The 11,727-nt window shown below is 47.5% G+C and carries 12 protein-coding genes; 3 read left to right on the forward strand and 9 right to left on the reverse strand.

What is annotated here, in order from left to right; all coding sequences use genetic code 11:
• The 8 genes from Q0668_RS01815 to ffh all read right to left on the reverse strand — a co-directional run.
• On the reverse strand, positions 1-1,216 hold a 1,216-nt coding region (locus Q0668_RS01815; protein ID WP_298859351.1), incomplete at its 3' end, for an aldehyde dehydrogenase family protein.
• A 186-nt stretch (positions 1,217-1,402) separates the two neighbouring features.
• Positions 1,403-2,689, reverse strand: coding sequence for a beta-ketoacyl-[acyl-carrier-protein] synthase family protein (locus tag Q0668_RS01820; RefSeq protein WP_298859353.1), 1,287 nt, complete (start codon positions 2,687-2,689; stop codon positions 1,403-1,405).
• 614 nt (positions 2,690-3,303) lie between these two features.
• Positions 3,304-3,747 carry a RidA family protein gene (locus Q0668_RS01825; RefSeq protein WP_298859355.1) on the reverse strand — a complete coding sequence of 148 codons (444 nt, stop codon included), beginning with the start codon at positions 3,745-3,747 and terminating at the stop codon, positions 3,304-3,306.
• Between the two features lie 83 nt (positions 3,748-3,830).
• Positions 3,831-4,229, reverse strand: a complete 399-nt coding sequence (locus Q0668_RS01830) for a YraN family protein (protein WP_298859358.1) — start codon at positions 4,227-4,229, stop codon at positions 3,831-3,833.
• A gap of 106 nt (positions 4,230-4,335) precedes the next feature.
• Entirely contained in the window at positions 4,336-4,704 is a 369-nt protein-coding gene (gene rplS / locus Q0668_RS01835; RefSeq protein ID WP_298859360.1) for a 50S ribosomal protein L19, read from the reverse strand.
• A gap of 77 nt (positions 4,705-4,781) precedes the next feature.
• The gene (gene trmD, locus Q0668_RS01840; protein WP_298859363.1) at positions 4,782-5,483 is read right to left on the reverse strand and encodes a tRNA (guanosine(37)-N1)-methyltransferase TrmD; all 702 of its coding nucleotides are present in this window, start codon (positions 5,481-5,483) and stop codon (positions 4,782-4,784) included.
• A 45-nt stretch (positions 5,484-5,528) separates the two neighbouring features.
• Positions 5,529-5,927, reverse strand: a complete 399-nt coding sequence (rpsP, locus tag Q0668_RS25820) for a 30S ribosomal protein S16 (RefSeq protein ID WP_366918857.1) — start codon at positions 5,925-5,927, stop codon at positions 5,529-5,531.
• Between the two features lie 82 nt (positions 5,928-6,009).
• A complete protein-coding gene (ffh, locus tag Q0668_RS01850) occupies positions 6,010-7,488 on the reverse strand; it encodes a signal recognition particle protein (protein ID WP_298859365.1) in 1,479 nt (492 codons plus the stop codon).
• 640 nt (positions 7,489-8,128) lie between these two features.
• Between ffh and leuC the strand changes: the two genes are divergently transcribed.
• Positions 8,129-9,550, forward strand: a complete 1,422-nt coding sequence (gene leuC / locus Q0668_RS01855) for a 3-isopropylmalate dehydratase large subunit (RefSeq protein ID WP_298859367.1) — start codon at positions 8,129-8,131, stop codon at positions 9,548-9,550.
• Between the two features lie 64 nt (positions 9,551-9,614).
• Complete coding sequence (gene leuD / locus Q0668_RS01860; protein WP_298859369.1) at positions 9,615-10,205, forward strand: 3-isopropylmalate dehydratase small subunit; 591 nt, start codon at positions 9,615-9,617, stop codon at positions 10,203-10,205.
• 14 nt (positions 10,206-10,219) lie between these two features.
• On the opposite strand, the gene Q0668_RS01865 is transcribed toward leuD, so the two are convergent.
• Entirely contained in the window at positions 10,220-10,351 is a 132-nt protein-coding gene (locus Q0668_RS01865; protein ID WP_298859371.1) for a hypothetical protein, read from the reverse strand.
• Between the two features lie 159 nt (positions 10,352-10,510).
• On the opposite strand from Q0668_RS01865, the gene Q0668_RS01870 reads away from it, so the two are divergent.
• A complete protein-coding gene (locus Q0668_RS01870; RefSeq protein ID WP_298859373.1) occupies positions 10,511-11,617 on the forward strand; it encodes an FAD:protein FMN transferase in 1,107 nt (368 codons plus the stop codon).
• Positions 11,618-11,727 lie beyond the last annotated feature (110 nt).

Consider the following 11,727-nt stretch of genomic DNA (forward strand, 5'->3'; position numbering starts at 1 on the left):
ATGGCAAGATGCTCAACACCGGTCCAAAGATTTCATCCGTGGCGATGGGCATTTCATCGGTCACATGATCAAAGATCGTCGGCTCTACATAATATCCCTTCTCGCCAAAACGTGAGCCCCCGGTAACACACTGCGCTCCTGCATCATTCCCCTTTTTGATGTAGCTTAAGATTTTCTCCATCTGATCCCGATCAACCTGCGGGCCTTGCGTGGTTTCAGGATTGAGCGGGTTACCTAACTTTCGGGATGCCGCTTTCTCAACAATCCGAGCAACAAATTCTTCATGCACTGACTCCTCGACAAACAAACGACTTCCCGCACAGCAACATTGTCCCTGATTAAAAAACAAGCCGAATTCCGCACCGGCGACGGCAGCTTCCAGGTCACAATCAGCAAAAACAACGTTGGGACTCTTGCCTCCTAATTCGAAGGTGAGTCGTTTAAGAGTGGCAGCCGCATCAGCCATGATAATTTTTGCGGTTGCATCTTCACCTGTAAATGCAATCTTATCGACATCGGGATGCTTCACTAAAGCGGCACCTGCCGTCGGTCCATAGCCGGGAACCACATTGATGACTCCAGGAGGAATCCCCGCTTCCAAAGCCAGCTCAGCCATTCGCAAACAAGACAGCGGTGTCTGTTCTGCAGGCTTCATCACAATAGTACAACCTGCCGTCAACGCGGGTGCCCACTTCCAGGCTGTCATCAATAACGGAAAATTCCAGGGAATGATCTGCCCTACCACCCCTAGCGGTTCACGCCGGGTATAACAAAAGTGATTACCACGAATCGGAATGGTGGTACCTTCAATTTTGTCAGACCAACCAGCGTAATAACGCAGACAATCAATCACCAACGGTAGATCAGCAGCGCGGCTGTCACGAATCGGTTTTCCATTATCCAGCGATTCTAAAGCAGCCAGCTCTTCAACGTTGCTTTCAACCAAATCCGCCAGACGATAAATTAACCGTCCTCGATCACGGGCATCCATTTTGGACCACGGCCCCGTTTCAAACGCTTTGCGAGCTGCCTTGACTGCCAGATCGATGTCAGCGGCATCACCTTCGGCAACTTCTGCAATCACCTCTTCCGTAGCTGGATTCACCGTTGAAAATGTTTTTCCACTGATAGCATCACGCCATTCGCCATCTATCAGGAGTTGCGTTTGACGGATACCTGGTGTGTCGACTACGGAATCAAGAACGTCTGTCGCCATGACTGAATCTCCTGAGAAAATGAAGAGCGATTAATAGCAGAGAATGATTTGTTGTCCAAAGAGAGGCGCGCATGCCAGTCTGATCAGACTGTTATTCTGATCGTTTTCGATCAGGTTCTCAAGAGGGATACCCGAAAGCGCGCAAAAAAAGACGGGAAGAACAATGAAGGCATCTCTTGCGAACTCTTAAATCGCTCGCAGAATCGCTGCGGCACTCTGGCCAAACGAGGTTCGGCTGACAGTCATTGCTGTAGGAACAGTCAATGGACGAACACCCCCATGTATAATATCGAGATTACATAAGGGATCAGGAGTTTCGTAATTCAGCGTGGCAGGTGTCGCGCCGTGACGAAGTGAAAGAATACTTGCCGCCAACTCGACAGCACCAGAACCCGCATCAAAATGACCAAAATAACTCTTGAGAGCGGTAATGGGAATTTTTGCAGCGTCATCACCAAACAGACGGTGATAGGCTCTCGCTTCGACCTGATCGTCAATTTTTGTGCTCTTGCCGTGAGCATTGATATGACCAAGTTCACGAGGCTTTAAGTTCGCTTGCTTCATCGCCGATTCTATGGCGCGAACCAGACCGGTATCATTTTGCTGAGTGCTGTCAGAAAGTGTATGCCCATCACAGCCCGCACCTAATCCAATCACTTCGGCATAAATATCGGCACCACGACGAACCGCATGCTCATAATTTTCAACGACAAAAGCAGCTGCCCCTTCCCCAAGAATCGTTCCATTCCGATTACGGTCAAAAGGTCGACAGGCGCGTTTGGGATCTTCATCTCGTGACAAAAGGTCAATCAGGTTCTTACGAGAAAGATCAACGGGATTGATATTCGATGTGCAAGCACCTACTACCATGCAATCGACGGCTCCACGTTTAATCCAACGCATCGCCTCGGACAACGCCAGCAAAGCTGAGGAATCCTGACTGGTAATCGTATTATTAGGGCCCTGTGCATTATGCTCGATTGAAATATGACAGGCCGGCATGTTGGGAAGCTGCCTCAGCATCCACAAGGGAGTAATCTGTCCCATGAAGTCTTCGCCCCAACGCGTGACTTCAAATGATTCACCAGCACAAAGTTCAACGGCTTCAACCAGTTCATCCGGGGTCGTAGAGATATGGCCGGCACCAAAAGAAACACCAAAGCGATCCGGATCAACAACACCACTTTTGATTCCCGCGTTCCGAACCGCGTCAGATGCCGCAGAAACACCGAGCTGAATGTCACGTGACATGACTTTCAGAAATTTTTTGTTGTAAAGGTGCAGTTCAGGGTCGAAATCTTTGACTTCGGCTGCCAGCTTGGAAGGCAAATTTTCTGTCGGAATAGATTCAAGACGGCTTATACCCGACCTTCCTGAACATATGCTATCCCAGAACGCATCGATTCCGATACCGATGGGTGATACCACCCCAATACCGGATATAACTACTCGTGTTTGATTTGACCCAGCCATCTTAGCCTGACCCTTAATCTCCTACAGAAAAACAATGTAAGTCCATTAACACCATTGTTTCAAATGTAGAAGTAAGATTGTTGATACTCTCAGTTTAACACGAAACGTGCTCATTACTCTGAGAATAACTACCTCAGTCTCATTGAGTTCCTTCTCTTTATTGTTTATCGGAAAAAGGCAACCAGAAATCTGAGAGCGATCTCAAACCCAATGCAGAAAATACTTAAACTCCGAAAATTAAACAGGTTATAAGGCTATAACCCCTTTTCAGGGCACGCAATGGCAAAGAAAAACTTTGTTTCTCGACGCGTTGAAAGTACTTAAGGCAGGTGCTTTAAAAGCAAGGGTGTGATAGAGAGCAAAACTCCCGAATTGTAGGTTGGAAATCCTTTTCGCAGGTTCGAGTGAAATCAAATCAGTTCAAACTATATCATTGAGGTCCCCTTCAATGATATCTTGACTCTGAAAGATACCAATCAGACACTATTACACACTTTACAGGACAATTTGTCAAGCGAATTCCCAGAAAAGCCCGTTTCACTGTAAAATCCGCTGTAATCGACAACCATACCGCGTGTGACCTGACCAGATCATTTCCTGGTTTGCAAGAGTGTTTACGCGTCGATGATTTCAAAAATGGCTTCAACCTCGACAGCAACTCCCGTGGGCAATGCGGCAAATCCCAATGCACTGCGGGCATGAAATCCATCACCGGTCTTGCCAAACAAATCATGATACAGATCTGAGGCGCCGTTAATAACGAGATGCTGATCGGTGAAATCAGGAGTTGAGTTCACACAACCCAGTAATTTAACGACTTTCAAACCATCTAAAGTGCCATGTTCATCCCGAACAGATCGTAAAATTTTGATAGCACAATCGCGGGCGGCAGCAACCCCCTCTTCCAGACTGACATTCTCTCCCAAACGCCCCTTCTGGTCACTCACATGGCCAGAGGTGATTAGTAGATTCCCAGTTCGAATACAGAGATTGAGATAACCGGGTTCAATCGGTTCAAAAACAAGACCTGACTCAGCAGCTTTTTGTTCGGCAGACATGGATTCTTCCTTCAGAGATAAACGTTCCAGAAACAATGCACGTTAATGTAAAGGGATCGACTCTGTTTTACAATCGATGCGCATTAAGTAAAAAACTGAAACTCACCCGCAGGAGCAAAGGCATTCTGGAAATGCTGTATTTCTGGTGCTGATTTTTGAACAGGCCAGAGAATCGAAATCACATCAAACCGGGCAGGACTGTTCAACAACTGATGATTCTTGAGGAACGCACTGGCCAGCCGTGTGAGCTGACTCTGTTTTTGTCGCGTGACGGCCTCATAAGGCTGACCTTTGAAATCGCTTTGTCGCGTTTTCACTTCAATAAACACGACCGTCTCACGGTCCAGGGCGATAATGTCGATTTCTCCCAGATCCGTCCGATACTGCCTTGCTAAGATCGAATACCCCTGCCGTTTCAGAAACCTGACGGCAGCACGTTCGCCTTTATCGCCCAAAAGTTTTCCGAACCATTTACCAGCCATAAGCAATTACCTGAAAACAAAGGTAAAGCTGAACTCAAGCTGAGATACCTCAGGGTAAGAAGCGCTGAAACAGTTCCAGCGCTTCTGCCATGTATCCTGCTGCGATTTACTCTTTGACTTTTTTCACTTTAGCGCGGCGTTCGGTCAGACGTGTTGCTTTACCAACTCGATCACGGAGATAGTAAAGTTTGGCACGACGAACTCGACCATGTCGTTTAATTTCCAGCTTAGCGATTTTTGGTGAATTCACCGGAAAAATTCGTTCGACACCTTCGCCGGAAACGATTCTTCGCACTGTGAAATTTTCACGCGATCCGTCTCCACGTCGGGAGATGATCACACCGCTGAAAATCTGAATGCGCTCCTTATCACCTTCTTGAATTCGGGTGTGCACATCAACGGTATCGCCAATTTCGAATTGAAGTGGCTCTTCGCGAAGGCTCGAAGCTTCTACTTTTTTCATTAAATCCTGCATGACTCAAAGTCCTCTTTGCATGTTTTTCATCATCTGAACAAAATGACTGAAACCGTACTGTTTACATTAAATTTAGTTCAAATTGAATTTGATTCCGACTCAGTTAAAAGATCATTACGCCGCTCGCGAGTTCGAATCAAACTCTGTTCCTGACGCCAACGTGCGATCTCCTGGTGATTTCCACTTAGTAACACTTCCGGAACTTCCATTCCACGAAAGTTTTGAGGCCGCGTGTATTGAGGATGTTCTAACAGGCCCGATTCTGAAAAGGAATCGTACTTGGCACTGCTTTCATCTCCCAACACCCCGGGAATCAACCGGATCACAGTCTCGATTATCAACATGGCAGGCACTTCACCTCCATTGGTAATGAAGTCACCTGCCGAAATTTCCATTGGCTCCAGACCAATGCGGATTCGCTCGTCGAACCCTTCGTATCTTCCACAGAGTAATGTCAATTGCCGTTCTTTTGACAATTCCTGAGCCAGACTTTGATTCAACGTTCTCCCCTGGGGAGTCAACATGATCAATTTGCCAGCCTCAGGAACCGATTCACGAACGTGCTCTACACATCCAAATACTGTTTCACAGCCAATCAACATCCCCGGACCACCTCCATAAGGGCGGTCATCTACTGATGCATGCTTGTCTGTTGCCCAGTCTCGAAAATTCCAACGCTGTATCTCTACTATTTGATTTTGGATCGCTCTCCTCAGCAGACCCTGCTCAAGATAGCTATCAAATAGCTCGGGAAACAAAGTTAGAATATCAAATCGCATTGTGCTCTCTCAAAGAGCGAACTTCTGTCCAAACATCTCAGGAACTTATTCTGAGGGAGTTTCTGCTTCAGGAGTCGCTGCCTCTTCAGAACTAGCTTCTGCAGTATCTGCTGACTCTTCCTGAGTTTCCGGTTCCGGTTCAGGAGCAGGTTCCTTAGGAGCAATCAGAGGTGCAGGCGCAGCCGCTGTTCCAAATTTATTCTGTTTAACTTTTTTGATCAGTGTTGCAACGTTATCAGAAGGCTTCGCACCGACTGACATCCAGTAATCAACACGTTCCATGTTAATCGTCACACGCTTTGATTTGTCGGCAACCGAAGTATCGTAAGTACCGATCTCTTCAATTGCTGCACCATCGCGCTGCTTGCGTGAATCCATCACACAAATACGATAGAAGGGGCGATGCTTTCGACCCATTCTTTTCATACGAATTTTAACTGCCACTAAACTTCTCCTTTTGACTCTTACTTTATGGAAGATACATTTTGTAATACATGCGAAACAACTTCAAATTCCGTGAGTCCGACTAACGGTTTTTCTTGCGTTGTTTCTTCTTGGCTTTTCTGTCTTTTTTCTTCTTTTCACGAAGCTTCACGGGATCACCACCACGTTTACTTCGCTCTTTCTGTCTGCCCATGCCTCCGGAAGGATCCATCATCCCACCCGACGACAACTCCTTCATGGCTTTCATCTTGTCACGCATTCCCATGCCAGCCATCTTCTGCATGACTCCAGCCATGTTATTAAAATCTTTGACCAGACGACTGATTTCAGAGGGATCCGAACCACTACCCAGCGCAATACGGCGACGGCGACCATGATCAATCAGATCGGGATTTTGACGTTCGGCTGGTGTCATGGAACTGATAATCGCATCGATGCGTTTCATTTCCGAACCCGGGTCAACATCCGGATTCGTATCCAGCATCCCCCCCATGCCCGGAATCATTTTCATAATTTCCCGCATTGGTCCCATCTTTCGAATGGTGGCCATCTGCTTCTGGAAATCATTCAGATCAAATTTCCCCTGAGCCATCCGGTTTTGAAGGTCGGCAGCATCTTCTTCATTAAACTGCTGCTGTGCTTTCTCGACCAGAGAAACCACGTCCCCCATCCCGAGAATACGTCCCGCCATCCGGTCAGGATAAAATGCTTCCAGACGGTCCAGGGCTTCCCCGACACCAATAAACTTGATGGGGACCCCTGTGACTTCTTTCACACTCAGTGCAGCACCGCCGCGTGTATCACCGTCCAATTTTGTCAGAATAACGCCATCAAGTTCCAATGCTTCATTAAAGGCGTAAGCACTGTTAACGGCATCTTGCCCGGTCATGGCGTCACAGGCAAATATTACCTGATCTGGCTGGAGCTTGCGTTCAATCTGCTCCAGTTCTTTCATCAACTGTTCGTCTACGTGCAAACGACCTGCCGTATCGAGGATGACCGTATCAACATTCCCCAGCTTCTTCGCCTGACTCAGTCCATTCTGGCAGACTTTGACCGCGTTATTTCCATCCGGTGCCTCGGTATGCACGGGAACATCGACCTGACCGGCTATGACTTTTAACTGTTCAATCGCCGCGGGACGTTGTAAGTCGGCCGCCACCAGCATCGGCTTACGCCCCTCCTCTTTCAGGAGTCGCGCCAGCTTACCACAGGTTGTCGTTTTTCCACTTCCCTGAAGTCCACACATCATAATGACGGTGATACCAGTCGGTCGGAATTCGAAACCCGGTTCGACAGGCCCCATCAGATTGATTAATTCCTGATGGACAATTCCAATTATCTGCTCATCAGGTCGAAGAGACTTGAGAACTTTTTCACCGACGGCCTGCTCGGTAACCCGCTCGATGAAACTCGTTGCGATTTCATAATTAACATCGGCTTCCAGCAACGCCTGCCGTACTTCGCGCAGACCATCCTTGATATTACCCTCGGTGAGCTTCCCACCACGGGCAAGACCGCTGAGTGCACCTTGCAGACTGGATGTTAATCCTTCAAACACTTGTGATACCCAAATCGCTGTAAACGAAAAAACGATGTATTAAACCAATAGAAATATATTGGGAACACTGTCTCAAATCACGTCAAACAATGCAAAAATGAGCGCAAAACGCGTACGCAAACCTGGAACATACAGGATGTTAGGGCAATATGCCCAGACTTCCGTCGGTGCCGGAATTCGCAAAGTTGTGATGAGACAATAACTTGCATCAAGCGGTGGAGTTTAAAAGCTGGCTGAACAATATACAACGGCTCCAGTACTACTTTTTAAAATTCTTGCCCCTTTTGCTCATCGATATTCCTACAATGTTATACAACTTGACTGAAATCTTCGCCGTAATATTCATCATTCAGACTTTCGGTGCCGGCGGATTTTATCAGTTAAAGGGAATGCATTCAGTAAATGACTTTGATTTTTGGTTTTGTCATGCTCTGAAACCTTATATTCAAGGCTCAAATTGTGTATGTTCCTTGGTCCCGATTTCCTATTCTCAAAGACAAACTGCCCCCATGTATACCTGAACCCCGCTGGCAATCTACGTGTCAGAGCGGATAATCTTGATACACCTGAAACAAATGACGAACGACAGTATTTCACGATCTATTTTTAATAATTCGAGTTGGAACGAAATAAAGAAAAGATGAGTAGCACAAAAAATCTGTTCGATAAAGTCTGGGATTTACACTCCGTCAAAACCCTTGATTCCGGTCAGGATCAACTGTTAATTGGTTTACACCTGATTCACGAGGTCACCAGCCCGCAAGCGTTTGAAATGTTGCGTGAGCGGGATCTGAAAGTAATGTTCCCCGAACGCACAATTGCGACCGTAGATCATATTGTTCCCACATTAAACCAGACACGTCCTTTTGCAGACAATCTTGCGGAACAGATGATGTCCGCCATTGAAAAAAGCTGTCGCGAATTTGGAATCACACTGCTCGACGTCAATGACAGCCGTCAGGGAATCGTGCATGTCGTCGGACCGGAACAGGGTCTGACACAACCCGGAATGACGATTGTTTGTGGAGACAGCCATACCAGTACTCATGGCGCCTTTGGTTCGATTGCACTCGGAATTGGTACAAGTCAGGTCGCCCATGTGCTGGCAACACAGACAATGGCATTAGGACGCCCAAAAGTAAGACAAATTCTGATCAATGGTGAATTGGGCCCTGGCGTAACAGCGAAAGATGTCACGCTGTATATCATCCAGAAACTCGGAGTTCAGGGAGGCGTCGGCTATGCATATGAGTATGCCGGTGAAGTCTTCGATCGCATGTCGATGGAAGAACGGATGACTGTCTGTAATATGAGTATCGAGGGCGGTGCCCGCTGCGGTTATATCAATCCCGACCAGACAACCATTGATTACTTAAAAGGCCGCCCCTGCTCTCCTCAGGGAGACGCATTTGAAAAAGCTGCACAATGGTGGCTCGAACTGGCTTCCGGCCCCGATGCGAAATTTGATGATGTGGTTGAATTCGATGCCGCAGATATTGAACCAACCGTCACTTGGGGAATCACACCCGCACAATCAGTGGGAGTCTCCGAGAATCTAGCTCCCATTAGCAGTTACCCGGAAGAGGAACAGACACTGATTAAAGAAGCGTTTCGCTACATGGAACTTGAAGAAAATCAGCCAATCAAGGGTCAGAAAATCGATGTCGCCTTTATCGGTTCCTGTACGAATTCACGTATCTCAGACCTCAGAGAAGCCGCCAAAGTCGCTGAAGGACGTCATGTATCTGAACATGTACGTGCTCTGGTTGTTCCCGGATCCCAACTCGTTCGCAAGCAGGCCATTGAAGAGGGCCTCGACAAAATTTTCATCGACGCAGGCTTTGAATGGAGAGAAGCCGGCTGTTCAATGTGCCTGGCAATGAACCCGGACAAACTGGTTGGAAACGAACTCTGTGCATCCTCCAGCAACCGTAATTTTAAAGGCAGACAGGGCAGCCCAACTGGACGTACTTTGCTCATGAGCCCGACGATGGTCGCAGCCGCTGCCATCAATGGCTGTGTGACCGACGTTCGAGAAATGTTATCACCTGCCACCGTTTAATTTGACCGTTTAATTTGCTCAAAAAATACATTCGACCCAATTTAGAGATAATAAAGTCAAAACAATGAATCAGATTGAAAGCATCACCGGAACTTGTATCCCGCTCTTACTGGACGACATCGACACCGATCGTATTATACCCGCACGTTATTTGCGTTGTGTGACCTTTGAAGGTCTGGGAGAACACGCTTTCGAAGATGATCGCAAGCAGGACCCGGAACATCCCTTTGATAAACCACAATTTCAGAATGCCTCAATACTGCTTGGCGGACGAAATTTCGGCTGCGGTTCATCCCGCGAGCATGCGCCCCAATCGCTGATTCGCTGGGGAATCAAGGCCATCATCGCAGAATCCTTTGCAGAAATCTTTTTTGGTAACTGTACCGGCCTGGGAGTTCCCGCGGTTTGTGCCAGCCGTGACACACTGGAAGCCCTCGATCAGACCATTCATAATCAGCCGGAACAGGAACTCACCGTTGACCTGTTAACGATGAAAATCAAATGCGGCGATCAACAGTTTGATTGTACTTTACCGGATAATGCCCGGGCTGCTCTGACATCAGGCACTTATGACTTTTTGGCGCAATTACTGCAAAGCGAATCAGAAATCAAAGAACAGGCTGCAGGTGTGCCTTACTTCTCATCCTTCGCCTGATCCAAACATACCGGCTAGGGAGTGTTCATGTAATCGTTTTGAGGATCATTCTCAGGAAAGTCACCTTTAACGAGATCGGTATTAACCGCGACTAATGCCTTGCGGCTGATCTTGTTTTTGATCATTAGCCGAATGGCGTTAGCCACGGTTCCTCCCAAGTTGCAAAGAACTATTGAAAATAAGAAACACTAACTGGCTGCATCCACCTTCTGAGTCTGCGCGAAGAAATGCATTGACGCACTCTACGTCTTGCAGACTCGACTAATGTGTTTTTATGGCCGTGCTCTTATGGCGAACGTGCTTCTATGTCTGAAAAAAATACGAACAGTAATCGTCGTGAATTTCTGACGGGACGCGTCTTAAAAAATGCGATCGAACAGACCGGAGAGAATCTAGCTGATTACCTCAGCGAAGCAACAGAAGAATTTGCCGCGCCTGCAGGTGGTGCTACCGTTCGCTTGAGTACACACGCAATGGCAACGGAATTTGCCGTGGTGATGAATCCCGGCCCGAGCCAACAGATGACCCACGCTTCTGATGCCCTGGATCTGCTTCACAATCTGGAGCAGTTGATGACGGTTTACCGAACAGACAGCGCGATGTCGCTTGTGAACACCCAGGCTGCCGAATGTCCTGTTGCCGTCGATTCACAATTGTTTGATATTCTTGATTTAGCGCGCCAAATCTGTCTGGAAACGGAAGGTGGCTTCGATCCCTCTGCCGGTCCACTGATCGCGCTCTGGCGGGAGTGCAGACAACAGGGACGCATCCCCTCGCAGCAGGAAATTGATGTTTGTCTTACCCATACGGGCATTGGGCATTTTCAATTTGACCCGGATGCAAAAACCATTCAATACCGAACATCTGAAAATGAATTAAATCTGGGAGGCATCGGTAAAGGCTATGCACTCGATGTGGCAGGAGAGTTTTTAACTGAACAGGAGTTAGAAAGCTGGCTGTTTTATGGCGGTTTCAGCAGTATTCTTGCCAAAGGTACTCACAATCAACTTCCGGGCTGGCCTATAGGCATCAAAAACCCACTCTTTACGAGTCAGCGTTTAGGAACGATTCTGCTGCAGAACAATGCCCTTTCAACCAGTGGATCTTCAGTACAGCATTTTCGTCATAACGGAAAACGATACGGCCATATTCTGGATCCTCGCACGGGGTGGCCTGTTGCGGAACTCCTGTCTGTAACGGTTATTGCTCCGACGGCGGCTTTGGCAGATGCACTTTCGACCGCTTTTTATGTAATCGGGATCGAAAAAGCCCTGGAGTATTGCGATAATCACACCGAAGTCGGTACGATTTTAATTCCAGCACCCACCCAAGGCCGAAAACTCTCGCCGGTAATTCGCGGAATTCCAAATGAGTTTCTGTTCCTGGATCGCGACCAATTGTTGTCACAATGATTTATCGCTATAAAGGAATATACTGACCACAGGCTCATTCCTGGTAAGAAATCCCGATCACTTCCATGAAGTGTTCACGCCGATTGGCGGGCTTTCTCTACCGTTTGAGC

The sequence above is a fragment of the uncultured Gimesia sp. genome (assembly GCF_937910335.1).
Lineage (GTDB): Bacteria > Planctomycetota > Planctomycetia > Planctomycetales > Planctomycetaceae > Gimesia.